27 protein-coding genes and 1 pseudogene are annotated in these 25,879 nt (G+C 64.1%); all 28 read right to left on the reverse strand.

Translation table 11 applies throughout. From position 1 onward, the window contains the following. Positions 1-327: pseudogene (flhF, locus tag N7333_RS01925) on the reverse strand (flagellar biosynthesis protein FlhF); the annotation flags it as partial. Between the two features lie 11 nt (positions 328-338). Continuing rightward, complete coding sequence (gene flhA, locus N7333_RS01930; RefSeq protein WP_129482197.1) at positions 339-2,486, reverse strand: flagellar biosynthesis protein FlhA; 2,148 nt, start codon at positions 2,484-2,486, stop codon at positions 339-341. 84 nt (positions 2,487-2,570) lie between these two features. Then, entirely contained in the window at positions 2,571-3,707 is a 1,137-nt protein-coding gene (flhB, locus tag N7333_RS01935) for a flagellar biosynthesis protein FlhB (RefSeq protein WP_129482196.1), read from the reverse strand. Positions 3,708-3,716: 9 nt separating this feature from the next. Next, complete coding sequence (gene fliR, locus N7333_RS01940; protein ID WP_129482195.1) at positions 3,717-4,493, reverse strand: flagellar biosynthetic protein FliR; 777 nt, start codon at positions 4,491-4,493, stop codon at positions 3,717-3,719. 13 nt (positions 4,494-4,506) lie between these two features. Beyond that, complete coding sequence (fliQ, locus tag N7333_RS01945; RefSeq protein ID WP_003243215.1) at positions 4,507-4,776, reverse strand: flagellar biosynthesis protein FliQ; 270 nt, start codon at positions 4,774-4,776, stop codon at positions 4,507-4,509. 11 nt (positions 4,777-4,787) lie between these two features. Continuing rightward, complete coding sequence (gene fliP, locus N7333_RS01950) at positions 4,788-5,573, reverse strand: flagellar type III secretion system pore protein FliP (protein WP_003243214.1); 786 nt, start codon at positions 5,571-5,573, stop codon at positions 4,788-4,790. Then, entirely contained in the window at positions 5,573-6,004 is a 432-nt protein-coding gene (fliO, locus tag N7333_RS01955; RefSeq protein ID WP_003243212.1) for a flagellar biosynthetic protein FliO, read from the reverse strand. The genes fliP and fliO overlap by 1 nt, the downstream gene beginning before the upstream one ends. 2 nt (positions 6,005-6,006) lie before the next feature. Next, positions 6,007-6,474: a flagellar motor switch protein FliN gene (gene fliN, locus N7333_RS01960; RefSeq protein WP_003243210.1), complete on the reverse strand. Its 468-nt coding sequence runs from the start codon at positions 6,472-6,474 to the stop codon at positions 6,007-6,009. Positions 6,475-6,513: 39 nt separating this feature from the next. Next, positions 6,514-7,485, reverse strand: coding sequence for a flagellar motor switch protein FliM (fliM, locus tag N7333_RS01965; RefSeq protein ID WP_003243207.1), 972 nt, complete (start codon positions 7,483-7,485; stop codon positions 6,514-6,516). 13 nt (positions 7,486-7,498) lie between these two features. Beyond that, on the reverse strand, positions 7,499-8,020 hold the full coding sequence (gene fliL / locus N7333_RS01970; protein ID WP_012019019.1) for a flagellar basal body-associated protein FliL: 522 nt from the start codon (positions 8,018-8,020) through the stop codon (positions 7,499-7,501). A gap of 230 nt (positions 8,021-8,250) precedes the next feature. Further along, on the reverse strand, positions 8,251-9,480 hold the full coding sequence (locus N7333_RS01975; RefSeq protein ID WP_129482194.1) for a flagellar hook-length control protein FliK: 1,230 nt from the start codon (positions 9,478-9,480) through the stop codon (positions 8,251-8,253). Between the two features lie 64 nt (positions 9,481-9,544). Continuing rightward, entirely contained in the window at positions 9,545-9,898 is a 354-nt protein-coding gene (locus tag N7333_RS01980; protein ID WP_003243202.1) for an Hpt domain-containing protein, read from the reverse strand. A gap of 29 nt (positions 9,899-9,927) precedes the next feature. Then, on the reverse strand, positions 9,928-11,616 hold the full coding sequence (locus N7333_RS01985) for a fused response regulator/phosphatase (protein WP_012019022.1): 1,689 nt from the start codon (positions 11,614-11,616) through the stop codon (positions 9,928-9,930). A 2-nt stretch (positions 11,617-11,618) separates the two neighbouring features. Beyond that, the gene (locus N7333_RS01990) at positions 11,619-11,924 is read right to left on the reverse strand and encodes an STAS domain-containing protein (protein WP_003243199.1); all 306 of its coding nucleotides are present in this window, start codon (positions 11,922-11,924) and stop codon (positions 11,619-11,621) included. 83 nt (positions 11,925-12,007) lie between these two features. Next, complete coding sequence (gene fliJ / locus N7333_RS01995) at positions 12,008-12,457, reverse strand: flagellar export protein FliJ (protein ID WP_003243197.1); 450 nt, start codon at positions 12,455-12,457, stop codon at positions 12,008-12,010. A 25-nt stretch (positions 12,458-12,482) separates the two neighbouring features. Further along, entirely contained in the window at positions 12,483-13,829 is a 1,347-nt protein-coding gene (gene fliI, locus N7333_RS02000; RefSeq protein ID WP_003243195.1) for a flagellar protein export ATPase FliI, read from the reverse strand. Beyond that, positions 13,819-14,619 carry a flagellar assembly protein FliH gene (gene fliH, locus N7333_RS02005; RefSeq protein WP_003243193.1) on the reverse strand — a complete coding sequence of 267 codons (801 nt, stop codon included), beginning with the start codon at positions 14,617-14,619 and terminating at the stop codon, positions 13,819-13,821. Before fliH ends, fliI begins: the two co-directional genes overlap by 11 nt. Positions 14,620-14,887: 268 nt before the next feature. Beyond that, the gene (gene fliG, locus N7333_RS02010) at positions 14,888-15,904 is read right to left on the reverse strand and encodes a flagellar motor switch protein FliG (protein WP_003243191.1); all 1,017 of its coding nucleotides are present in this window, start codon (positions 15,902-15,904) and stop codon (positions 14,888-14,890) included. Beyond that, on the reverse strand, positions 15,897-17,681 hold the full coding sequence (gene fliF / locus N7333_RS02015) for a flagellar basal-body MS-ring/collar protein FliF (protein ID WP_129482193.1): 1,785 nt from the start codon (positions 17,679-17,681) through the stop codon (positions 15,897-15,899). The genes fliG and fliF overlap by 8 nt, the downstream gene beginning before the upstream one ends. 10 nt (positions 17,682-17,691) lie before the next feature. Further along, the gene (gene fliE, locus N7333_RS02020; RefSeq protein WP_003243188.1) at positions 17,692-18,021 is read right to left on the reverse strand and encodes a flagellar hook-basal body complex protein FliE; all 330 of its coding nucleotides are present in this window, start codon (positions 18,019-18,021) and stop codon (positions 17,692-17,694) included. Between the two features lie 199 nt (positions 18,022-18,220). After that, positions 18,221-19,633, reverse strand: coding sequence for a sigma-54-dependent response regulator transcription factor FleR (gene fleR / locus N7333_RS02025; RefSeq protein ID WP_129482192.1), 1,413 nt, complete (start codon positions 19,631-19,633; stop codon positions 18,221-18,223). Positions 19,634-19,636: 3 nt separating this feature from the next. Then, positions 19,637-20,851 (reverse strand): ATP-binding protein, encoded by a 1,215-nt coding sequence (locus N7333_RS02030; protein WP_129482191.1) that lies wholly within the window; start codon positions 20,849-20,851, stop codon positions 19,637-19,639. Positions 20,852-21,016: 165 nt separating this feature from the next. Next, complete coding sequence (locus tag N7333_RS02035; protein ID WP_129482190.1) at positions 21,017-22,492, reverse strand: sigma-54 dependent transcriptional regulator; 1,476 nt, start codon at positions 22,490-22,492, stop codon at positions 21,017-21,019. Positions 22,493-22,753: 261 nt separating this feature from the next. After that, the gene (locus tag N7333_RS02040) at positions 22,754-23,047 is read right to left on the reverse strand and encodes a hypothetical protein (protein ID WP_003247091.1); all 294 of its coding nucleotides are present in this window, start codon (positions 23,045-23,047) and stop codon (positions 22,754-22,756) included. Positions 23,048-23,071: 24 nt separating this feature from the next. After that, positions 23,072-23,452, reverse strand: a complete 381-nt coding sequence (fliS, locus tag N7333_RS02045) for a flagellar export chaperone FliS (RefSeq protein WP_003247090.1) — start codon at positions 23,450-23,452, stop codon at positions 23,072-23,074. Positions 23,453-23,524: 72 nt separating this feature from the next. Then, entirely contained in the window at positions 23,525-23,917 is a 393-nt protein-coding gene (gene fliS, locus N7333_RS02050) for a flagellar export chaperone FliS (protein ID WP_003247089.1), read from the reverse strand. Continuing rightward, positions 23,917-25,380, reverse strand: a complete 1,464-nt coding sequence (gene fliD, locus N7333_RS02055) for a flagellar filament capping protein FliD (protein WP_279858305.1) — start codon at positions 25,378-25,380, stop codon at positions 23,917-23,919. The genes fliS (N7333_RS02050) and fliD overlap by 1 nt, the downstream gene beginning before the upstream one ends. 79 nt (positions 25,381-25,459) lie before the next feature. Next, on the reverse strand, positions 25,460-25,852 hold the full coding sequence (locus N7333_RS02060) for a flagellar protein FlaG (RefSeq protein WP_129482188.1): 393 nt from the start codon (positions 25,850-25,852) through the stop codon (positions 25,460-25,462). Positions 25,853-25,879: the final 27 nt, after the last annotated feature.

Genomic DNA, 25,879 nt, shown 5'->3' on the forward strand with positions numbered 1-25,879 from the left:
CGGTTTGACCGGCGTGGCAGGCAGCTCGGGCGCCAGCAGCGATTCGTTGGCGAACAACTGGCGGTCCTTGCCGGCGTCCTGCTCGGCACGCGTGGCCAGCTCCGCCTGGGCACTGGCGATGCGCGCCTGGGTCTTGCGCAGCTCGGCTTCCAACGCCGGGTTCGGGCGTACCGGCGCCGGCGCCACCTGGTAGTCCAGCGCAGCGGTCAGCTCGACACCGCCAGCCACGCGGCGGTTGCCGATGATCGCGGCGTCGGCGCCCAGCTCGTCTCGCACCAGTTTCATGGCGGTCCGCATATCGGCGGCGAAGAAGCGTTTGACCTGCATGACCCTTTACCTCAGTTCTGGCCAACCGTAGCGACTATGGTGACCTGCTTGTTGTCCGGAATTTCCTGGTAGGCCAGCACATGCATGCTGGGTACCGCCAGCCGCGCGAAGCGCGACAACATCGCCCGGATCGGACCGGCCACCAGCAGAATCACCGGCTTGCCGAGCATTTCCTGGCGCTGCGCCGCTTCCACCAGGGAACGCTGCAGCTTCTCGGCCATACCCGGTTCGAGGAGGATGCCATCCTCGCTGCCCTGACCGGCCTTCTGCATACTGTTGAGCAATATCTGTTCCAACCTTGGTTCGAGGGTGATCACAGGCAGCTCCAGCTCTAGTCCCACAATGCTTTGCACAATGGCGCGGGCCAGCGAGACGCGTACCGCGGCGACCATCGCGGCGGGATCTTGACTCTTGGGCGCGACGTTGGCGATGGCCTCGGCGATGGTGCGAATGTCGCGCACCGGCACCTGTTCCTGCAGCAGCGCCTGCAGCACCTTGAGCAGGGTCGACAGCGACACCAGCCCCGGCACCAGCTCCTCGGCCAGCTTCGGCGAGCTCTTGGCCAACAGCTGCATGAGCTGCTGCACTTCCTCGTGGCCGAGCAGCTCGTGGGCATGCTTGTGCAGGATCTGGTTGAGGTGGGTGGCGACCACGGTACTGGCGTCGACCACGGTGTAACCCAACGATTGCGCCTGATCGCGCTGACTGGGGTCGATCCACACCGCCTCCAGGCCGAACGCCGGATCCTTGGCGGCGATACCGTTGAGCGGGCCGAATACCTGGCCGGGGTTGATCGCCAGTTCGCGATCCGGATAGACCTCGGCCTCGGCCACGCTGACGCCCATCAGCGTCAACCGATAGGCGTTGGGCGCCAGATCGAGGTTGTCGCGGATATGCACCGAGGGCATGAGAAAGCCCATCTCCTGCGACAGCTTCTTGCGTACTCCCTTGATACGCGCCAGCAGCTGGCCACCCTGATTGCGGTCGACCAGCGGAATCAAGCGGTAGCCCACCTCCAGACCGACCATGTCCACCGGGGTGACGTCGTCCCAGCCCAGTTCCTTGACCTCCTGGGCCTTCTGCGCCGGCAGCAGCTCCTGCTGGCGCTGCACTTCCTTGACCTCGGCTTCCTTGACCTTGCGGTTCTTGTGCGCGATCCAGTAGGCGCCGCCAGCGGCCACCAGGCCCAGGCTGATGAAGGAAAAGTGCGGCATGCCCGGCACCAGGCCCATGGCGATGAGGATGGCAGCGGCCACGGCCAGAGCACGCGGCGAGGCGAACATCTGCCGATGCACCTGCGAGCCCATGTCCTCGGAGGTGGAAACGCGGGTCACCATCACCGCGGCGGCAGTGGACAGCAGCAGGGAAGGAATCTGCGCCACCAGGCCGTCACCGATGGTGAGCAGGGTGTAGACCTTGCCGGCCTCGGCGAAGGCCAGGCTGTGCTGCAGCACGCCGATGGCGATACCGCCGATCAGGTTGATGAACAGGATCAGCAGGCCGGCGATGGCGTCGCCGCGCACGAATTTGCTGGCACCGTCCATCGAGCCGTAGAAGTCCGCCTCCTGGGCCACCTCGCTGCGACGGCGCTTGGCCTCGGCCTGATCGATCAGGCCAGCGTTGAGGTCGGCGTCGATGGCCATCTGCTTGCCGGGCATGGCGTCGAGGGTGAAGCGCGCGCTCACTTCGGAGATACGCCCGGCACCCTTGGTGACCACCACGAAGTTGATGATCATGAGGATGGCGAACACCACGATACCGACGACGTAGTTGCCGCCGATCACCACTTCGCCGAAGGCCTGGATCACCTGGCCCGCCGCGCCATGTCCGTCGTGGCCGTTGAGCAGCACCACACGGGTGGAGGCGACGTTCAGCGCCAGACGCAGCAGCGTGGCGGCTAGCAGGATGGTGGGGAACACGGCGAAGTCCAGCGGCCGCAGCGCATAGATGCTGACCAGCAGCACCACGATCGACAGCGCGATGCTGAAGGTGAACAGCACGTCGAGCAAAAACGGCGGAATCGGCAGCATGACCATGCCGAGCATGACCAGCAGCAGCAGCGGAATGCCCAGGTTGCCGTGGCGCAACCCGGCAAGGTTGCTGCGTACGTCACCGATGATTTGTGCGCGATCTACTGCCACAGCTCTACCCCAGCCCATTCAATCTTTTGACGCGAAAATGCGCCCTGCTGGGGTAATGGCAAGAAGCGTTCCAGAATCACGCGGCAGCGTGCAAGACGCTCTTTACGAGTCGCGACGCAGATCCGCAGGGATCGGCAGGTCCGGCAATGGCCCCGGACGCTTGCCCTTGCCGGCCTGGTACTGCCGAAGCTGATAGACGTAGGCCAGCACCTGGGCCACGGCCAGGTACAGGCCGGCGGGAATTTCCTGATCCAGCTCGGTGGAGTAGTAGACGGCCCGGGCCAGCGCCGGCGATTCCAGCACCATCACCTTGTGCTCCTGGGCGATTTCGCGAATCTTCAGCGCCAGGAAGTCGCCACCCTTGGCCAGCAGCATTGGCGCCCCCCCCTTCTCCGGGTCGTACTTGAGCGCCACGGCGAAGTGCGTCGGGTTGGTGATCACCACGTCGGCCTGCGGCACGGCCTGCATCATGCGCCGCTCGGCCATCTCGCGCTGCAGCTGACGGATACGCCCCTTGACCTCGGGCTTGCCCTCGGTGTCCTTGTACTCGTCGCGCACTTCCTGCTTGGTCATCTTCAGCTTCTGCTTGTGGCTCCAGAGCTGGAACGGCACATCCACCGCGGCGATCAGAATCAGCCCGCAGGACAGCCAGAACGCGCTCCAGCCCACCACCCTGAGGCTGTGCAGAATGGCCGGCTCCACCGGCTCGTTGGCGATGGCCAGCAGGTCGTCCTGATCCAGCGCAAGCACCACCAGCGCCACCGCCAGAATCACCAGAAACTTGGCCAGGGCCTTGAGCAGCTCGACCAGCGCCTGCACGGAGAACATGCGCTTGAGACCGGCCAGGGGATTCATGCGACTGGCCTTGGGCTGTAGCGCCTCGGCGGAGAACAGCCAGCCGCCCAAGGCGATGGGGCCGATGACCGAAGCGATCAGCAGGGCCAGGAACAGCGGCTGTATGGCCACCAGGGCATGCTTGCCGGAAGCCAGCAGGTACAAGGCCATGCTGCCCTCGTGCATCAGCACCTCGCGCGGCAGACTGAAATTGCCGCGCATCAGGTCCATGAGCACGTTGCCCATGTAGGCGCCGAAGATGATCAGCGCAACGGTGCCGGTGAGGGTCACCGCCAGGGTGTTGAGCTCCTTGGAGCGAGCGATCTGACCTTTCTTGCGCGACTCCTCGAGCCGCTTACTGGTGGGTTCCTCGCTTTTTTCGGCACCGCTTTCGCTTTCAGCCATGCTCGCTCCTCATCGCGTCAGGGCGAATTCGCCCAGCTGCTGCAAGGCCTCGCTGGCCAGGGCCTGGAACAGGCTGCCGAAGTCGGACAGGCCGATCCAGAAGATCACCAGGCCCATGGCCAGGGTCAGCGGGAAACCGATGGAGAAGATGTTCAGCTGCGGCGCCGCACGGGTCATCACGCCGAACGCCAGGTTGATCACCAGTAGCGCGGTGACCATGGGCAGGGTCAGCAGCAGGCCGGCGCCGATCACCCAGCCGAGCTTGCCGGCCAGCTCCCAGTAGTGGCCGATCATCAGGCCCTGCCCTGGCGGCAGGCTGACGAAGCTTTCGGCAAGCACCTCCAGAACCACCAGGTGGCCGTTGATCGCCAAAAACAGCAGCGTCACCAGCATCAGCATGAACTGGCCGAGCACCGGCACGGAAACGCCGTTGGTAGGATCGACCATGGAGGCGAAGCCCAGGCCCATCTGCATGGCAATGATCTGCCCCGCCACGGCGAACAGATGAAAGAACAGCTGCAGGATGAAGCCGAACATGGCGCCGATCAGCACCTGTTCCAGGATCAGCAACAGGCTGCGCAGGCTCAGCGCGTCGACCTGCGGCATCGGCGGCAGGGTCGGCACCAGCACCACGCTGATCGCCAGCGCCAGGTACAGGCGAACCCGATTCGGCACCAGTTGCGTCCCGATGATCGGCATGACCATCAGCATCGCCGCGATGCGGAACAACGGCAGCAGGAACTGGGCGACCCAGCCGCTGATTTGCTCGTTGCTCAGTTCCAGCATCGCGCGCAGCCCCTCAACCTATGAGGTACGGAATGTTCTGGATCAGATTCTGCGTGTACTCCATCAACTGACTCACCAGCCAGGGGCCGGCCCAGATCAGGGTGATCAGCATCACCATCAGACGCGGCAGAAAGCTCAGGGTCTGTTCGTTGATCTGCGTCGCGGCCTGGAACATGGCGACCACCAGACCGACCAGCAGACTTGGCACCACCGCCAGGCCGACGATCAGCACGATCAGCCACAGCGCTTCGCGAAACAGGTCTACCGCTACCTCGGGAGTCATCGTGAGCCTCGCTATAACGTGCCGAAACTGGCGGCCAGTGTGCCCATGATCAACGCCCAGCCATCGACCAGCACGAACAGCATGATCTTGAACGGCAACGAGATGATCAGCGGCGACAGCATCATCATGCCCATCGCCATGAGAATGCTGGCGACCACCATGTCGATGATCAGGAACGGGATGAAGATCATGAAACCGATCTGGAACGCGGTCTTCAGCTCGGAGGTGACGAACGCCGGCACCAGGATGGTCAGCGGTACGTCCTCGACACCGGCCAGATCGGTACGCTTGGACAAGCGCACGAACAACGCCAGGTCGCTCTCACGGGTCTGCGCCAGCATGAAGTCGCGAATCGGCCCCTCGGCACGGGTCAGCGCCTCCTGAGCGACGATTTCCTCGTTGAGGTAGGGCTGCAGCGCATCGGTGTTAATCCGGTCGAAGATCGGCGCCATGATGAACAGCGTCAGAAACAGCGCCAGGCCCACCAGGATCTGGTTCGACGGGGTCTGCTGCAGGCCCAGTGCCTGACGCAGGATGGAAAACACGATGATGATCCGAGTGAAGCTGGTCATCAGCATGACGAACGCCGGGATGAAGCTCAGCGCGGTCATGATCAGCAGGATCTGCAGGCTGACCGAATACTCCTGCTGACCCTCCGCATCGGTGGACAGCGTGATCGCCGGAATCGACAGCGGACTGCTGCCCTGCTGGATCAGCGAGGCGCCGGATGGCGGATCTTCGGCGAACGCCAGCGAAGCGGCCAGACTCAGCAGCAGCACCAGCAACAGACGCAGCATCAGGATTTGTCCTTCTGATCCTTGCCCAGCAGCTCCATCAGGCGCTGGGCGAATTCCGGTGTGGCCGGTTCGGCGTCGGCCAGGTGCACCGGCTCCTTGAGCACGTGCAGCGGGGTGATGCGTCCGGCGGACAGGCCCAGCAATATCTGCTCGTTGCCCACCTGCACCAGCACCAGGCGATCACGCGGACCGAGCGGCTGAGTGGCCAGCAGCTTGATCACCTGGCCGCCGCGCGGCGCCAGTTGCTGCACCCGACGCAGCAGCCAGGCGAGCGCGAAGATCAGCCCGATGACCAGCAGCAGGCCGAGCAGCAACTGGCCCAGCTGGCCGGCCACATCGCTACCGGCCATGGGCGTGGCCGCCTTGCCCGCAGGTTCGGCCGCCATGGCCGCCAGGGGCATGCTCAGAAGCAGAGCGAGAAGACGAGCCATGGTCAGCGCAGCTTCTTGATGCGTTCGCTGGGGCTGATCACGTCGGTCAGGCGAATGCCGAACTTCTCGTTGACCACCACCACTTCGCCATGGGCGATCAGGGTGCCGTTGACCAGCACGTCGAGCGGCTCGCCGGCCAGGCGATCGAGCTCGATCACCGAGCCCTGATTGAGCTGCAGCAGGTTGCGAATGGTGATATCGGTGTTGCCCACTTCCATGGAAATGGACACCGGGATATCCAGGATCACGTCCAGGTTGGGGCCGTCCAGACTGACCGGCAGCCCGCTGGCCTGTGGCGCGCTGCCGAACTCTTCCATCGGCGCACGCGGCGCCGCCGGCTGGGCGCTGCTCTGCGCAGCCAGCATGGCGTCGATGTCGTCCTGGCCGGCATCGCCTGCCTCGGCCAGGGCTGCCGCCCACTCGTCGGCCAGCGCCTGTTCCTCGGGGGAGGTGTTCTCTTCGTCTGCCATCGTTGTTCCTCGCCTACCTCAAATGGGTTTGCCAGCGCCTCAGCGCTGACGCTCGATCGGCTCGAGCACCTGCAGGGCGAGATTGCCCTTGTGTGCGCCGAGCTTGACCTTGAAAGTCGGCACGCCATTGGCGCGCATGATCACGTTTTCCGGCAGCTCCACCGGGATCACGTCACCCGGCTGCATGTGCAGGATGTCGCGCAGCTTCAGCTGACGCCGCGCCACGGTGGCGGCCAGCGGCACGCTGACGTCGAGGATGTCCTCGCGCAGGGCCTTGATCCAGCGCTCGTCCTGATCGTCGACGTCGGACTGGAAACCGGCGTCGAGCATCTCGCGAATCGGCTCGATCATCGAATAGGGCATTGTGATGTGCAGGTCGCCACCGCCACCGTCCAGCTCGATATGGAAGGTGGACACCACCACCACCTCGCTGGGGCTGACGATATTGGCCAGCGCCGGGTTGACCTCGGAGTTGACGTACTCGAAGTTGATGTCCATCACCGCATGCCAGGCCTCGCGCAGGTCGACGAAGGCCTGATCGAGCACCATGCGCACCACGCGAAGTTCGGTGGGGGTGAACTCGCGCCCCTCGATCTTGGCGTGGCGGCCGTCGCCGCCGAAGAAGTTGTCCACCAGCTTGAACACCAGCTTGGCATCCAGAATGAACAGGCCGGTGCCGCGCAGCGGCTTCATCTTCACCAGGTTGAGGCTGGTGGGCACGTACAGCGAGTGCACGTACTCGCCGAACTTCATCACCTGCACGCCACCGACGGCCACGTCCGCCGAGCGGCGCAGCAGGTTGAACATGCTGATGCGGGTATAGCGGGCGAAACGCTCGTTGATCATCTCCAGGGTCGGCATGCGCCCACGGACGATGCGGTCCTGGCTGGTCAGGTCATATTGCTTGACGCTTCCAGGTTCCGCGGCGTCTTCGGTGGCGACCAGCCCGTCGTCGACGCCATGCAGCAGCGCGTCGATCTCATCCTGGGAAAGCAGGTCTTGCACGGCCATGTTGGGCTCCCGGCTACTGCAAAACGAAATTGGTGAACAGCACCTGCTCGACCACGGTGCTGCCGGTTTCCTTCTGGGCCAGTTCCTGCACGCTGGCCAAGGCCTGCTGCAGGAGCATCTCCTTGCCCAGCGGGGTCTGCAGGGCAGCGAAATCCTGACCGGAAAGCAGCATCACCAGGCGATTGCGCAAAACCGGCATGTGCACCTTGAGTTTCTCCACGCCAGCGGCGTCGCGGCTCATCAGCGCCATGCTGACCTGCAGATAGCGAGTGCGGCCCTGATGATTGAAATTGACCACGAAAGCCGGCATCAGATCCTGATACAGCGCCGGTTGGCGCACCGGTACCGCGGGGCTGGCAGCTTCGGCGGGCTTGGCATCGTCGGCCTTGTCGCCCTTGCTGAGAATGAACCAGGTACCGCCAATGGAAAGACCGACGGCCAGGAGCAGACCCACGACGATGAGAATGATGAGCTTGAGCTTGCTCTTGCCGCCGGGTTGTCCGTCGGCGGCCGGTGCCGCTTCTTTCTTAGCCATGCCAATAATCCGTCAGTGCCTACGTTCTTTCCGCTTTCAAAGGGTTAAGAGCAAGTGTTATGCCAGCATCTGAGCAGACTTGTCTAACTCTGGGCTGCGGATTTAACAGGGCCGCGCCCTTGCTGTCACCTCAAAAAGCATTCGCCCGGGCGACCTTTCGGCCACCCGGGCGAATGCAAGTTTAGCGGAGTGACGCCGCCTGGCTGGCGTCGACTCCGTCAGCGTCTGGCTCAGGCGTAGTAATCGACCAGGCCGAGCCCCGTGCGCAGGCGCTCACCGGCCACTTCCTGATGTCCGACCATCGCTGCGTCATCGCCGCCCAGCAGCCCTTCGCCGCCACGTCCACCACCACCACGGCCCTCCTCCCCCTGGCCCTGCCAGCCGCGACTCAGCGACTGGTCGGAGACATTGGCGTCGGCCAGGCTCATGCCCTGCTGGGTGAACAGCTCGCGCAGGCGGTGCATCTGGCCTTCTAGCGCTTCGCGCACGCTGGCATTGGGGCTGGCGAAGGTGACCTGGGCCTGATCCTGGGACAGGTTCACCCGCACCTCCAGGCGCCCCAGCTCGGCCGGGTCGAGCTGAATTTCCGCCGACTTGAGGTTCTGGCTGGACAACCACATGACCCGGTCCACCACCGCCTCGCTCCAGCCGCCCTGATGCATGGCGACCGGCTGACCGGGCACCAGTGGCAGGCGCGAGGTCACGTTGGTCTGCTGGTTCAGCGCCTGAGTCAGGGCGTTGAGCTTGCTGACGAACTGATCCGGGCGATTGGGTTGCACGCTGTCCTTGAGACTCTCCAGCGCATCCTTGGCCAGGCTCTCGAGCGGCAGGTCCAGAGCAGGCTCATCGCTTTTCTTGAGCGTCTCTTCGCCTTTGCCCATGGCCGCCATGGCCGCGGCGAAATCGGTGCTGGTGGAGATCCGCGCACTTCTGCTCAAAGCCTCCTGCACGGGCTGGGTCTTGACCTCCTCCTCCGGCAGCTCGGCGAGCATGGCCAGGGGGTCATCGACCTCAGGCTCCAGCACCGGCTGCGTCTCTTCGGCGCTGCCGCCGACAAAGCCGGTGATCAGCAGAGCCTCGGGCGGCAGCGCTTCCTCGGCAGCAGGCACCATGTCAGCCGGCAGCGGCATGCCGCCAAGGGCCATGGCCAGCAAGGGGTCGAGCGCCTCCTGCGTACCCTCCTCGGCCGGCAAGGAATTGCCGGGGGCGGCAACGACCGGTTGTTCGGCGGCAGTCGCGGCCGGGGTCGAGGCCTCGGCACCGGGCTTGGCCGGCTGCTCCTGGCTGGATTTTGCAGTGCTGCCAGAGCGCTCACCAGGCTTGGCCTGGCGCTCCTTGGCATACACCTCGGCAAAGCTGGAAGCCTCTTTCTTGCTGGGCTCCGGCGCTTTGGCCGGCTGCTTCGCTTTGCTCTTCGCCTCAGGCGTGGCCTGCAGGCGTAGGTCGGGCAACGCGGACATGGACGCTCTCCGTCTGATGGGTCGTGACGGGATCAGAGCAAAGGATGGGCCAACTCGGGAAAAGTCAGACGCGGTAACGCTGACGCTCGGACTTGAAGAGGATGCGGACGATGGCGAATTCGCGCTCGATCTGCTCGATCAGCGCCGGTGCCAGCTCGAGCGCCTCACGCCGCCCAGCGTCCTCGAGCTGCTTGCACAGGCCAGACAGCAGCACCGCGCCCATGTTGCTGCAACTGCCCTTGAAGCTATGAGCGGCCAGCCGCAAGCCCTGCGCATCGCCATCGGCCGCGGCCTGATGCAGCAGACGCAGGCGCTCCTCGGAATCGGCCACGAAGGTATCGAGCAGAATCGGGTACTCGTCTTCCATGACGTCCTGCAAGGCTGCCAGGACGGCATCGTCGAGATGGATATCGGACACCGGGTCACTCCCTGAACGACAGGCCCGCATTATGCCTCAGAGGACCAGCAAAACTCCACGCTGACCCCCTGGCCACCCGGCGCAACATGGAAGCCATCACTGAGCTGACGCACCAGCGCCAGCCCGCGTCCGCACAGGGCTTCGTCGCCAGCCGCCATGACCCTGCCCGGATCGAAGCCGGGACCGCTGTCCTCGACCCGCACGATCAGACGGCCACCCCCGTCCTCCGGCAGCATCCGCAGGTGGAAGCGCACGTACCCCTCGTGCAGTGCGGCCAGGCGCAGGCGGCGCTCACGGTAGTACTCGGCAAAACCGCTGGCATCCTGCTTGAGCGCGGAGTTCAGTCCCATCACGCCGTGCTCCAGGGCATTGGAGTAGAGCTCGGCCAGGACGGTGTACAGCTCCCCGCCGCGCGGTCGCAGGGCCTGCACGTCCAGCAGCAGCTGCAACAGGTAGGGCAAGGGATTGAAATGGCGCAGGCTCTGCGCGCGAAACTCGAAACTGGCCGACCAGTCCAGCGAACTGCTCTGGCCGCTGTCGGCAAAGGCCAGGGGCCGAGGGCGCTCGTCGTCTTCGGCAAGGCCGACCTGCAGCATGCTGACGTCGTCCTGCACTTCGCCGCGGAACTCCACCAAGGCCCGCTGGATCTCCTCGAACAGCGCCTGCGGCTGGCGATTGGCATCGAGCAGGGCCAGCAGACGCTCTTCGCCGAACAGCTGGCCCTGCTGGTTGCAGGCCTCCAGCACGCCGTCGCTGAGCAGGAATATGCGATCCCCCTCGGCCAGGGGATACACCTCGCAGCGATCGCTGAATGCCGCCGGCTCGAGAATGCCCAACGGCAGATGACGTGACACCAGCGCCTGACGCGGTCGCCCGTCGCCATGCAGCAGATAGCCATCGGGCAGCCCGCCGTTCCACACCTCGAGCAGGCCCCGCTGGCTGCTGATGTTGAGCAGGGTGGCGCAGCAGAACACCCCAACCGGCAGGATGCGCTTGAGCTTGGCATTGATCTCGCGAAGGATCTCGGCCAGGGCATGGCCTTTGGAGGTCATGCCATAGAACACCTCGGCCAGCGGCATGGCGCCGATGGCGGCCGGCAAGCCGTGCCCGGTGAAGTCGCCCAGCATCACGTGCATGCCGCCGGAGGGCGTGTACGCCGCCAGCAGCAGGTCGCCGTTGAACAGCGCATAGGGCGATTGCAGATAACGGATATTGGGGGCGTCGAGGCAGCCGGAATGCGCCACCTTGTCGAATACCGCCTTGGCCACCCGCTGCTCGCGCAGCAGGTGTTCGTTGTGCCGGGCGATCAGGTCACGCTGTTCCAGCACGGTGGCCTGCAAGCGGCGCAGGCGATCCATGGCGCCGATCTTGGCTTCGAGTATCACCCGGTTGTAGGGCTTGGCGAGAAAATCGTCGCCGCCCGCCTCCAGGCAACGCACCAGCGCCTCGTTCTCGGTGAGCGAGGTGAGAAAGATGATCGGCACCAGCGCTTCGCCGGCCTGCTGCTTGATACGGCGGGCGGCCTCGAAACCGTCCATCACCGGCATCAGGGCATCCATCAGCACCAGGTGCGGCCGCTCCTGCTCGAACAGGGCGACCGCCTCCAGCCCGTTGCCGGCGGTGAGTACCCTGTGCCCCTGCCGACTGACGATGGTCGACAACAGCATGCGGTCGGCCGCGTTGTCCTCGACGATCAGGATCGACAGGCGCTCAGGCATGTTCAGCTGATCTGGAACAACTGCTCGAAGTTGGAAATGGCGAGGATCTTGCGCACATCGCTGCTGCAGTTGAGCAGACGAATCTGCGCCGCGTCGCCGCCGGCGTGATCGCGCAGCAGCAGGAGCATGCCGAGGGCCGAGCTATCCAGATAGCTGGTGTCCTGCAGGTCGACCTGATAGCGCTTGGGCGTGATGTTGACGCGCTCGTAGGCGTCACGAAATTCCTGGTGGGAGGCGAAGTCGAATCGTCCTCGAATCACGATGGTCAGCTCTTGCCCGTCGGCCGACGGTTGCGAGGTGATGGCCATGTCTACTCCTTTTGGGGACTTTGCCAGATCGGCGTGTTCACGCTTCAAGGTGTAGCACCTGAGCTGCGGTGAGACAACTGCAATCAGGGCTCGCCGCGATCGATCAGGCGTTGCGCCAGTTCGTCGAGCAGCTTCTGCTCGCGCTTGTCCTCGGCCAGCCGCGCCTCGTCGATGTAGCGCTGCACCAGCTTGCGCAGCCCTTCCAGACGCGCATAGCGCTGCTGCCATATGGCGCGAATCTTCTCCAGATTCGCGCGATGCCATTCGAGGTTCTGATGCTGCTGGCCGATGGCCGTCTCCAGCTGCGAGAGAAAGCGCTGATAGTTCATCAGCCATTGGCCGGAGACGCCCTTGCTGCCTTCGCTGATCCATTGCTGCTGGTAATCGCCGCGAAAGCGCTCCAACTCGCCCAGCTTGGCCTCGGCCTGGCCGACCAGGCCCTGACAATGACCGAGCTGGCGTGCGGCTTCGCGCTCGGCCTTCTCGGCCATTTCCACGACCGGCTGCAGACGCTTGGCACGGCTCAGACTCATGGTTTCATCGCCCCATCAGCCTCGATCACGCCCCCAGCACCGCCGCCAGCTGCTCGCGGCTCTGCGCCATGTCCACGCTTTCGCCGAGGCCCTGGCGCAGGTACTGGGCCATCTGCGGTTGCCGGGCGATGGCCAGATCGGTGTCGGCGTCGCCGCCCGGTACGTAGGCGCCGACGCTGATCAGATCGCGGCTCTGCTGATAGCGCGACCAGAGTTGCTTGAAACGCTGCGCCTGCTTGAGCTGCTCCGGCGGTACCACCTGCGGCATCACCCGGCTGATCGACGATTCGATGTCGATGGCCGGATAGTGCCCCTCCTCCGCCAGCCGCCGCGACAGCACGAAGTGGCCGTCGAGTACGCCGCGCGCCGCATCGGCGATGGGGTCCTGCTGGTCGTCGCCCTCGCTCAATACCGTGTAGAAGGCCGTGATCGAACCACCGCCCGCCTCGCCATTACCGGCGCGCTCGACCAGCCGGGGCAGCTTGGCGAACACCGAAGGCGGATAACCCTTGGTTGCCGGCGGCTCGCCGATGGCCAGGGCGATCTCGCGCTGCGCCTGGGCATAGCGGGTCAGCGAATCCATCAGCAGCAGCACGTTCTTGCCCTTGTCGCGGAAATATTCGGCGATGCGCGTGCAGTATTGCGCCGCGCGCAGACGCATCAATGGCGCATCGTCAGCGGGCGAAGCCACCACCACCGAACGCTTGAGGCCTTCGGCGCCGAGAATCTCGTCGATGAACTCCTTGACCTCGCGACCGCGCTCGCCGATCAGGCCGACGACGATGATCTCGGCCTCGGTGAAACGGGTCATCATGCCCAGCAGCACCGACTTGCCCACGCCGGTACCGGCGAACAGGCCCAGACGCTGGCCGCGTCCGACGGTGAGCAGGCCGTTGATGGTGCGAATGCCGACATCCAGCGGCTGGCTGATGGGATCGCGATTGAGCGGATTGATGGCAGGCCCGTCGACCGGCACCCAGTCCTCGGCCTTCATCCCGCCCTTGCCGTCGAGCGCCCTGCCGGCGCCGTCGAGCACCCGGCCGAGCATTGACATGCCCATCGGCAGGCGGCCGGCATCGGGCAGCGGCACCACGCGGGCGCCAGGTGCAATCCCGGCCAGACTGCCCACGGGCATCAGGTAGATCTTGCCGCCGGAAAAGCCCATGACCTCGGCCTCGACCTGCACGGGGTGGTAGCTGTCGCCATTGATCACCAGGCAGCGGCTGCCGATGGCGGCGCGCAGGCCTTCTGCCTCCAGGGTCAGGCCCACCATGCGCAGCAGGCGGCCTTCGAGTATGGGCTGGCTGGGCAGGCTGATCGCCTCGGTGTAGCCCTCCAGACGCCGGGCGAAACTCACCCGATCAAGGCGCATCGCCGGCGTCCAGATCGAGGCTTATGTCGGCCTCGGGCGGTTGGGTGAACTGCGCGCGCTGCTGCTCGAATAGCTGCTTGAGCGCCTGCGCCATGCGCGTTTCCACGCTGGCGTCGATCTGGCTGTGCTCCGACTCGATGCGGCAGCCGCCGGGTAGCAGGCTGTCGTCCTCGAGAATGCGCCAGTTCTCTTCATGGCGCTCACGCAGGGCCTTGATGACCTCAAAGTCCTGCGGGTTGACCTGGATGCGCACGTTGTCCGCCCCCATCGGCAGCAGCTTGAGCGCCTCGCGCAGGACCTGGCGAATCTGACTGGAATCGATGCTCAGCTCGCGCTGGATCACCTCGCGCGTCATATGGCTGACCAGGCGAACCAGGGCCAGCTCCATCTGCTGGTCCTGCTCGGCGATGGGCTCGAGCAGTTGCGCCATGAGTTTTTCCAGGCTGCCGATCTTCAGCGCCAGCGCGGCATCGGCCTCCTGCTTGGCCTTGAGCTGACCGGCGTGAAAGCCGTCCTTCTCGCCGGTGGCAAAACCTTCGTTGTAGGCATCCTGGCGGATCGCCTCGAGCTCATCGAGCGTCAGCGGCTTGACGTCCTCCAGCGCGACTTCCTCGACCTGGCCGAGGTCCTGCGCCTCGCCTTCGGCCGCAGCGGCGGGCTCTTCGGCTGGAGCCGCCTCGCTCTCTGCGGACTCTTCGCCAGGCGCATCGAAGCTGGGCAGCGCCCAGCGATCGAACGTACCCAGGTCCTTGGCGCGAATCAGCTCGCTCTCCGGCTCCTTGGCGGCCATCAGGGTCTGTTCCCATTTCGACGCGAGCCGCGTTGCTGCGCCAAATGGCGCCAGGCAAGGCGCGGGACGCAGGGAATGGTTGCCCCCTTGCCAAGTCCCGCAACACCGCATGGTGCCATTTGCCGCGCAACCCGAAGGGCCGGGCCGGTCTTTGCGCGCTGCTGCGTTATTCGTTGTTCATTTGGAATGACCAAACTTCTCTCCTCATGCCTTGCCCCGCGCAAAAACTGGCTCCGGCGCGGCCGTGGCGAAACGGGAATAGACCCTGCTAAACCATCTCCTCGCCGCCCTTGCCACCGAGCACGATCTCGCCGGCCTCGGCCATGCGCCGGGCAATGGTGAGGATTTCCTTCTGCGCCGCCTCGACGTCGCTGACGCGGACCGGCCCCTTGGCTTCCAGGTCGTCACGCAGCAGCTCGGCGGCACGTTTGGACATGTTCTTGAACACCTTGTCCTTGATCGCGTCGTCGGCGCCCTTGAGCGCCAGCACCAGCACTTCGGAGGACACCTCGCGCAGCAGCGCCTGGATGCCGCGGTCGTCGACGTCGGCCAGGTTGTCGAAGACGAACATCAGGTCCTCGATCTGCGTCGACAGGTCCTCGTCCACCTCGCGGATCGAGTCCATCAGCTGACCTTCCACCGAACTGTCGAGGAAGTTCATGATGTCCGCCGCACGCTTGACCCCGCCCATGGTGGCGCGCGTGGTATTGGCGCTGCCGGAGAACTGCTTCTCGAGAATCTGGTTGAGCTCCTTGAGGGCAGACGGCTGCACGGTGTTGAGCGAGGACACGCGCAGAATGATGTCCAGGCGCACCTTGTGGTCGAAGTGGCTGAGCACCTCGCCGGCCTGGTCCGGGTCGAGATAGGCGACCACGATGGCCTGGATCTGCGGGTGCTCGTAGCGAATCACATCGGCAACGGCGCGCGGCTCCATCCATTTCAGGCTGTCCAGGCCGCTGGTGCTGCCGCCCAGCAGGATGCGGTCGATCAGATTGCCGGCCTTGTCCTCGCCCAGGGCCTGGGTGAGCATCTTGCGGATGTAGCCGTCGGCGCCCACGCCGAGGCTGGTCTGGTCGCCGACGATGTCGACGAACTCGGCCATTACCTGTTCGACCTGCTCGCGGTGAATGTTGCGCATCCCGGCCATGGCCACGCCGACGCGCTGCACTTCCTTCGGGCCGAGGTGACGCAGCACCTGAGCCGCATCGGTCTCGCCCAGCGAGAGCAGGAGAATGGCGGCCTTGTCGACCTTGTTCAGCTTGGTAGCGGTTCGATTGTCACTCATCGGCGTTGATCCACTCTTTCACTACCTGGGCCACGCGACCAGGATCTTCGGCCACCAGACTCTTGATGGCGTTCAATTGTGCATCATACCCCTCGCTGGGGCTGGGCAGCAGTATGCTTTGCGGGCCGCCCAGGCTGACGCGATCTTCGGACAGTTCGCCATCCAGGCCGGCCATCTCGCCCAACTCGACGTCGCCGGTTTCGGCCAGCCCCTTGCCCTTGCCACCGCCGGTGATGTTGTTGAGCACCGGACGCAGCACGCCGAACACCAGCACCAGGATGAACAGTACGCCGAGCACCTGCTTGACGATGTCCCAGAACCAGGGCTGGGTGTAGAACGGAATGTCCGGAATCTCTTCGCCCAGCGAGGCGGTAAAGGCGGTGTTGATCACGCTGACACTGTCGCCACGGCTGGCATCGAAGCCCACCGAGTCCTGCACCAGACGCGTGAAGCGAGCCAGATCGTCGGCGCTCCACGGCACTCGGGTGGCTTCGCCGGTGGTTGGGTCGACGCGTACCTGGTCATCCACCACCACGGCCACCGACAGACGGCGCAGGCGCCCCTGCTGCTGTTTGGTGTAGCTGATCGAACGGTCCAGCTCGAAGTTGCGCGTGGACTGCTCACGCTTGTCGGCCGGGTACGGCGCCAGCATCGGTTGACCGGTAATCGGGTCGGTGATCTGCTGACCGTTGGCATCCACCAGCGGCTGCCCGGGGGCTACCGGGCCGGCAGCCCCCGCAGCGCCACCGGCCTGTTCGGGAGCGGCCGCAGCACCGGGCGGCTGATTGGATAGCGCGCCAGGCACACCTTGCGGCGGCAGGCTGCTCTGACGTTGCTCGTTGACCTGCTGCTCGCTGCGCAGCGCCGGCTGGTCCGGGTTGAACATCTCGGAGGTGGACTCCACCGAGCTGAAATCCACGTCGGCCGATACCTCAGCCTTGTAGCGGCCGGTGCCCAGCACCGGCTGCAGGATGTTGTGCACGCGCTGGGTGAACAGCGTTTCCATGCGGCGGGTGTAGTCGAACTGCTTGCCGGCCATGGTCAGCTCGGAGAGTTCCTGCTGATCCGACAGCAGGTTGCCCTTCTGGTCGACCACGGTGACCTGGCCCTTGTCCAGCTCCGGCACGCTGGTAGCGACCAGATTGACGATGGCCATCACCTGGCTGGGCTCCAGCGCCCGCCCCGGATAGAGCTCCACCAGCACCGATGCGGACGGCTTGCGCTCGTCACGCACGAACACCGAAGCCTTGGGCATGGCCAGATGCACGCGCGCAGCCTTGACGTTGTTGAGGCTGGACACGGTACGCGCCAGCTCGCCTTCCAGGCCACGACGATAGCGGGTGGCCTCCATGAATTGACTGGTACCCAGGCCCTGCTCGCGGTCGAGAATCTCGAAGCCGACGCTGTTGTCGGTGGGCGCCACACCGGCGGCGGCCAGGCGCAAACGCGCACGGCTCAGATCGTCGGCCTTGACCAGCAAGGCGCCGGAGTTGGGCTCGACGGTGTAGTTGATGCCCGCGGCATTGAGCGTTTCCACCACCTGGGTGGCATCCAGGCCATTGAGGCTGCCATACAGCGGACGATAGTCCGGCTGCTGCGACCAGAGCACCACGGCAAAGCCGATGGCCACGCTGGCGGCCAGACCGACCAGCAGGCCGAGCTGACGCAGCACCGACATCTCGGCGAGATTTTCCAGGAAGCTCAAGCCGAACAGCGGCTTCTTGGGCTCCGCTGCTTCGCTCTTAACCGGTACGTTTGCTACTGCTGCCTCAGCCATGAATCAACCCTCAGACCGGCATCTGCATGATGTCTTGATAAGCCTGAACCAGCTTGTTACGCACCTGGGTCATGGCTTGAAAGGATACGCTGGCTTTCTGTGAGGCGATCATCACGTCGGTCAGATCGACCCCGCTCTGTCCCATCTCGAAAGCGGTGGCGAGCTTGCTGGAGGCCTGCTGGGTCTCGTTGACCTTGTTCACCGCCTGACCGAGCATCTCCGAGAAACTCGGCATGCCCTGCACCGGCTCGCTGGCAGCCGGCTTTTGCCGGGCCATGGCCTCGGCCTGCATGGCTCGCATTTCCAGCATCAAGCGATTGAATTCGACACCCTGGGACATGACTTCCTCCACTGCCCGCTTTTTGACGCTAGCGGCGCTATGCAGGGGTAATTGCAACAAGGGTGCCAAGAGGGCAGTTGTCAGCGACAGGCTTCAGTCGGCAGGCAGGAGCAGTGCGAGAAGCGCGCTGGCAGAGCGTGAGACAGCAAAACGACAGGCGGGGATAACCCGCCTGGTTTCAGGCATGAGTGGAGCCAGACTAACTGGCGTAGAGATAGGCCTCGACATCCATGCCGGCGTCGCGCATCTGCGCCAGCTTGTAGCGCAAGGTGCGCGGGCTGATGCCCAGACGCTCGGCAGCCTCCTTGCGGCGGCCGCGCTCGGCGCGCAGGGTATCGATGATCACCTGGAACTCACGACGCCGCAGGTCCTCACCCAGAGCGCCGCCATCGGCCACCATCGCCTCCTCCGCCACCGGCGGCGCAACGGGCGCACTGGGCACGACCGCCAAGCGAGGCGCGGTGCCCTGTACGCTTTGGCCGATGGGTGCGTGCAGGCAGAGATCCTGCGCCTGAATCACTCCACCCTGCTGGAGAATCAACGCACGCTGGATGGCGTTGTCCAGCTCGCGCACGTTGCCTGGCCAGGGGTGCTGCACCAGGCTTCGTGCAGCCGACTCGGACAGCCGCACCGGCGCCTGATTCATTTTTTTGACGTGTTTGGCCAGCAGCCGCTCGGCCAGCGGCAGAATGTCGGCAGGACGCTCGCGCAGCGGCCGCCAGGCCAGCAGGAAGACCGACAGCCGATAGTAGAGGTCTTCGCGGAAACGCCCGGCGGCCACTTCACTGGCCAGGTCGCGGTTACTGGTGGCCAGCACGCGGATGTCCAGGGTGATCGGCTTGCGCGCTCCGACCCGCTCCACCTCGCGCTCCTGCAACACGCGCAGCAGCTTGGCCTGCAGACCAAGGGGCATCTCGGAAATTTCGTCGAGCAGGATGGTGCCGCCATCGGCCAGTTCGAACTTGCCCGGCTGGGACGTGACCGCGCCGGTGAACGCCCCCTTTTCGTGGCCGAACAGCGTGGCCTCGAGCATGTTGTCGGGAATCGCCGCGCAGTTGATGGCGATGAACGGTCCGGACGAACGCGGGGATTGCTGGTGGATGTAGCGCGCCAGCACCTCCTTGCCGGTACCGGACTCACCGGTGATCATCACCGTCGAATCGCTCTGCGCTACCCGGGCCGCCAGCTCCAGCAGTTGCACGCTGGCCGGCTCGAGCGCCACCGGGCCGTCGCGATCCCCAGCAGGCAGCTTGCCGAGCGCATGCCTGGCCACCAGTTCCAGTAAGGTGCGCGGCTCGAACGGCTTGACCAGATAATCGGCAGCCCCCTGACGAATCGCATCCACCGCCCGCTCCACGGCGCCGAAGGCCGTCATCAGCAGTACCGGCAGTTGCGGATAGCGAGCGCGGATCTGCGCCAGCAACTGATGCCCATCCATGCCCGGCATGTTGACGTCACTGACCACCAGGCCGAAGGGCTCCTCGGCCAGGGCGACCAGGGCCGCCTCGGCACAATCGACCGCACGATAATCATGCCCGCCCAGGCACAGGGTATCGGCCAAGGCTTCGCGCAGGGCGCGATCGTCTTCAACCAGCAGGACTTTGGCAGCCATGGGTTACTCCTGATTCGAGTGAAGCGCCGCCTCGAGCAGCGGCAGAGAAATGATGGCGCAGGTTCCGCGACCTGCGCGCGATTGCAGCAGCAACTGGCCCTGGTGGGCCCGCGCCACGGCCTTGACCACCGCCAGGCCGAGGCCGGTTCCGGTGGTCTTGGTGGTGAAGAACGGCTCTCCCAGGCGTCCCAGCGTTTCGCGGCTCATACCGGGGCCGTTGTCGCTGACACACAGGCGCACCTGGTTATCGCGACGATACAGGTGGACCTTCAGCCGCGCTTCGCGCCCCCCTGCCTGAATGGCGTTATCGATGAGATTGAGCACGGTGCCGACCAGCGTGTCGCGGTTGCACAACAATTCGCCCTCGCGCACATCGCACTGCCAGCGCACCGCCATGCCGCCGACATGCACCTCCGCTGCCGCGCGCAAGGCATCGAACAGGGCCGCAGGCGACAGCCGATCGGGCAGCGGCAGCTCGCCGCGGGCAAAGATCAGCATGTCGCGCACCTGATTCTCCAGCTCGTGCAGACGCTCCTTGAGCCGCCCGGCGAAACGCTGCTGCTGCTCGGCCGGCAGAACCTGCTCATTGAGATGGCTGGCATACAGCAGCGCCGCAGAGAGCGGCGTACGGATCTGATGGGCCAGCGAGGCGACCATGCGCCCCAGCGCCGAAAGACGCTCATGACGGGACAGTTGATCCTGCAGGCGGCGGGTTTCCGTCAGGTCGGTCAAAAGCACCAGCTGCCCCGGCTCGCCATGCAGCGAGCGAGTGGCAATGGACAGGCGACGCCCGTCGCGCATGGAGATTTCATGACCATCGTCTTCGCGCGGGGCGAAGTTGCGGGCGATCACCTGGCGCCAGAGCATGCCGACCAGGGGCTGCCCCAGCAGCGCGCGCGCCACGGGATTGGCTTCGCGCACCACGCCCTGGCCATCGATGACGATCACCCCACCGGGCAGCAGATCCAGCAGGCTTTGCAGGCGATGAGCCAGACGCTCCTTCTCTGCCAGCTCCTGCATGCGCTGGGCGCTGACCAGCGCCAGCTGGCCTTTCAGCTCGGTGACCCGCGCCTCGAGCAGGCTGTAGGACTCGCTGAGCTGGTTGGACATCTGGTTGAACAGGGCAAACGCCTGCTCCAGGCCCGCACGGCTGGCTTGTTCGAGCGGTGCCGAGGGGTTTGCCTCGACTGGCTCGGTGGGACGAAGGTTGGCTTCCATCTGCTTCTCTCGCACGACGCACCGTCAGAAGACGGTCAGATGCGAGAGAATTAGCAATCCCCGTGCCGACTTTTTTTGTCTTATTTATCAACAGGTTGAAAAAACAAAGCCGGAGCTTGCGTCAAAGCTCCGGCTCTATTGGGCCTTTCCGCCAGCGGCGTGGGGTCAATCTTCTTCCTGACCTTCCTCGTCGCGACGGCTCATGCCGTACTTGCGCATCTTCTCCACCAGGGTGGTACGGCGAATGCGCAGGCGCTCGGCGGCACGCGCCACCACACCGCCGGCATCATCCAGCGCCTGCTGGATGAGCCCCTGCTCCAGGTTGCCGAGGTAGTCCTTCAGATCGAGTCCCTCGGGCGGCAACATGGCAGGCGTATCCAGGCCCGGCAGCCCGGCCATGATCGCGGCACGTTCTTCCATCTCGTCGCGCAGGCTGGCGGCAAGCTGTTCATCCTCGTCATCGACATGACGGAATTTCTTCGGCAGCTCGCCGACACCGATCACGCCGTAGGGATGCATGATCGCCATGCGCTCCACCAGGTTGGCCAGCTCGCGCACGTTGCCTGCCCAGTCATGGCGGCACAGCGACATGATGGCGGCGGAGTTGAAACGGATGGAGCCGCGCTTTTCGTGTTCCATGCGCGAGATCAGCTCGTTCATCAACAGCGGAATGTCTTCGATGCGCTCGCGCAGCGGCGCCATCTCGATGGGGAAGACGTTGAGGCGGTAGTACAGGTCCTCACGGAAGCTGCCCTCCTCGATCATCTTTTCCAGGTTCTTGTGCGTGGCGGCGATGATGCGCACGTCAGCCGTCTGCGTCTTGTTGCTGCCCACACGCTCGAAGGTGCGCTCCTGCAGCACGCGCAGCAGCTTGACCTGCATCGGCAGCGGCATGTCGCCGATTTCGTCGAGGAACAGCGTGCCGCCGTTGGCCAGCTCGAAGCGCCCAGCCCGGCTGGTAATGGCACCGGTAAAGGCCCCCTTCTCGTGGCCGAACAGCTCGCTTTCCAGCAGCTCGGCTGGAATCGCGCCGCAGTTGACCGGCACGAACGGTGCCTCGCGACGCTTGGAGTGATAGTGCAGGTTACGCGCCACCACTTCCTTGCCGGTTCCGGACTCGCCAAGGATCAGCACGCTGGCCTCGGTGTCGGCCACCTGCTGCATCATCTGCCGCACCTGCTGGATTGCTCGGCTGGTGCCGACCAGACTGCGGAACAGGTTGGGCTCGCGCTGCCGCCCACGATCACGGGCCTGGTCATACATCTCGCGGTAGACCTGGGCACGATGCAGGGAATCGAGCAGCTTGTTGTAGCTGAGCGGTGTTTCCAGCGTGGCCAGCACGCGCCGGCGCAGATCCTCCGGCCACTCGTGAATGCTGAACTCACCCACCGTCAGCAGTGGCAGAAACTCATCCCAACCCGCGATCTGCTTGGTCAGTTCCAGCGCGCCGCCCTTGGATTCGACGTCGCCCAACAGCACGTTGAGCACCTCGCGGCTGGAGCCGAGCTCGGCAACCACGTTGCGCCAGTCCTGACTGTTACAGGCGAGATGATCTTCCCCGAGAAAATTCAGAATGATCGCCAGCTCATGGCGGCGCTCAGCATTGTCGTCGATCAACAGGATTTTGGTTTCACGCCACATCTTGTGTTTGTCTGACCCGAGGAGTGAAAGGAACTGCGCGCCAGATCCTCGGCGCGCACCGGCAATTGGCCACTAGTAAAGTCAAAAACTTGAACTTAGTCAATTTTATGACGTGATTATTTTGCCCGACTTAGGCATTAGCTAAGCAGCTGAAAGCCGGGTCGGGTAGTAAAAAATGGGAAAAAAGAGGAATCCGGGGAAGAGAGCGATGGAGACATTCCGGGCCGAACCAGCCGGTCGAGCCCGGAAAATGCGGCGAAATCAGCCGAACAGCTGATATACCTTGGCGCCCTGACGGGATTGATTGAGCTGAACCAGCTCACCAGCCAGACGCTGCTGTTCGGTCTGACAGACGATTACCAGTTCGCGGTAGAGGGCAAGCAGGCTCTCCATGCTGGTACGCAGCTGCTCTTCATCGCGACTGTCGACCATCGCGGCGTCGACAGCCAGGCGACACTGCACATCCAGTTCGCCAATGGCCGCCCAGTCCTGCTTGGCCAGAGCGTCGCGCAGAGCCAGACCGGTGGCTTCCAAACGCTGGACAGATGAACTCATTCGCTTCTCCTCCGATGCCAGCCCTTACTGGGCGATGGCATCCCAACCCTGTTTGACGTTGCGCAGCAGCTCGGAGACCTCTTCGAGTATCGCAGGCTCGTTGCTGACGTTGGCCTCGGTCAAACGGGCGATCATGTATTCGTACAGGCTATCGAGATTACCCGCCAGCTCGCCACCCTGCTGATGGTCGAGACTTTCGCGCAGGCCCGCGATGATGGCGATGCTCTTGCCGATCAACTCGCCCTTGAGCGCCGTCTGCTCGCGCTCCATGGCACCACGTGCCTGAGCGATGCGAGACAGACCGCCCTCCATCAACATCTGAATCAGACGATGAGGGCTGGCCTCCGCTGCCTGGGCCTGGTTGTTGACGGTCTGATACTGCCTGAGGGCCGCCATTGCATTCATAGTCGCTCTCGCTCTACCGATGGGCTGATACCCTGGGTATCGGCGTAGGCGCTCAAAGCTTTAGCGGGAAAATCAACCGGCCGGAGACGGCTCGACCTCGGGGCCGATGGCATCCCAAGCGCTCTTGATGTCGCCCAGCAAGGCTTGAACCTCATCCAGGGTTCGCGGGGTATCGTCCAACGCAACGCCTGCCAGACGGCGAGTCATGTAGTCGTATAACGCATCCAGATTCTCGGCGATTTCCCCGCCCAGCTCCTTGTCCAGAGCCGCCTGCAGAACGCCCAGGATGGTGATGGTGCTGCCAACCGCCATCCCACGAATCTCGGTATCGCCTTCGGCCTGGGCCTGCTTGGCCAGCATCACGCGCTGCAGCGCCCCTTCGAGCAACAACTGCACGGTACGGTAAGGCGATACCTCCTGGCTGGTCTTGACCTGCTTGTAGGCATCGATGGGGTTCTTGCTCATCACTTACTATCCTTTCTGACGAAGCCGGGCAGGTTGGCCAGCATGCCGCTCAAGCTTTCGCTTGTGCGCTTGAGCTGACCGACCAAAGAGTCCATGGCGTTGTACTGGGCGTAAAGGCGCGTCTGGATCTTTTCCACTCGCAGATCCAGGGCCTTGCGCTGCTCATCGATATTCTTCTTGGTGCCGTTGAGCGCATCGGTACGCTGCTTCAGCACGCCGTCAGTGGAGACATAACCGGACACCGCTTTAGCCAGGCGCCCCATCAGGCCATCGTCTCCGGTCAGGTAACCGGCGACCTGGTCGAAGTTGTTGTCCAGCGTCGCCGTCAGCGCGCTGTCGTTGAGCGTGAGCTTGCCATCCTTCTCGGTGGTGATACCCAGATCGGCAAGCGCGCGCACCCCGCCCTCACCCGACATCTTCACCATTTCGTTGCGCAGCGCCGAAAGCACGTTGCGTACCGAAGAGTCACCCAGAAGAGGACCGGTAACCGGATTCGAACCATCGACCGGTACGACTGCCGTCAATTGGGAGGTTGTGGTGATAAGGGCGTTGTAGGCGCTGACGAACTTCTGCAGGTTGCTCTTTACACCTGCCTTGTCGACACCCACGGTCAGATTGATGGTCTTGCCTTCAAGCCGATCGGCCGAGGACTGCGCCGCGACGAGGTCGAGGGTGACCCCTTCAAGCGCATCATCGATCTTGTTGGTGTTACGCACCAATTGCAAACCGTCGATGGTCAGCTTGGCCGACTGGGCCTTACTGATCACCCCGGCCGCACCGGTAGTGGAACTGGGAGGCAGGAAAGCGTCGGCATTGTCGGGATCGACCGCAGGCGTGAAGGCCTGGGAGGTGAGCGCATTATTTCCGGAAGTTACGCCGTCTTCCGTCACCGACACCTGGATATCGTTGCCCGCACCGGTTTTGGTGGAAGTCAGCACCAGGCGCGAGCCGGAGTCGTCGGTGATGATGCTGGCGCTGACGCCACTGCTGCGGCCTGCCTCGTTGATCGCATCGCGCATACCGGCCAGGGTGTTGTTCCCTTCCGTGATCTCAACATCGAAGCTCGTGCTGCCAACGGAAATGGACATGACGCCGCTGTTGAACGTTGCCGCACCGCTACCACTGACCGATTGCAAACCCACCTTGCTGCTACTGGCCAGCTGCTGCACCTGCACGCTGTAGTTACCCGCCGGCGCGGTGGTAGCGGCAGTCACCCTGAGCACGCTGGTGTTGGACGAACTCGCCGTGCGGGCTTCGAACAACGAAGCCTTGTTCAGCGAGTCGACTGCCGTCTTGAACGTGTTGAGCGCCCCGGTAAAGGTGCCCAACGCCGAGATACGGGCTACGGTAGTTTTCTCGAGACGATCCAGCTGAGCGGTTTTCGGCGCTCGCTCGGAATTGACCAGTACCTTGACAATGCTGTCGATGTCGATTCCCGAACCGACTCCCGTGATACCTACCATGATCCTGTACCTCGTCAAAAATCCGACTGAATCCCGTTCGTGCGGGATACCAGTCAAAACTCATGCCAAGCCCCGAGATCTAAGCTTCGGCCTTGAACAGTAAACTACGCACCTCCGACAGATTTTCTGCCAGTTTCAGCGCCTCCTCCGACGGAATCTGTCGGATGACATCACCCGAACCCGCGTCCGTCACCTTCACCACAACCCGTCCGGAACCATCGTCGACCGCGAAGTTGATGCTGCGGCGAACCGACTGGACGAACTCCTGAATAGTCGCGACCGCCTCTTCGACCTGCTCACGACTGGCCTCCTTGACAGGAGCGCTGGCGCCGGTGGAAGACTGCTCATCGCTGCCCCCGGTCGGGGCCGAGAGGGGCAGGCTTTGCTTCTGCCGCGGCTCGGTGACGCTCGAAACACCAGCATCTCGGGCAACTGCAGGATTTACTGCGGGTTTTATCGAACCGACGTCCATAAATTGCTCCTCACAATGAGGTAACGG

This window comes from Pseudomonas sp. GD04158 (assembly GCF_029834875.1).
GTDB classification, from domain to species: Bacteria; Pseudomonadota; Gammaproteobacteria; order Pseudomonadales; family Pseudomonadaceae; genus Aquipseudomonas; species Aquipseudomonas hydrolytica.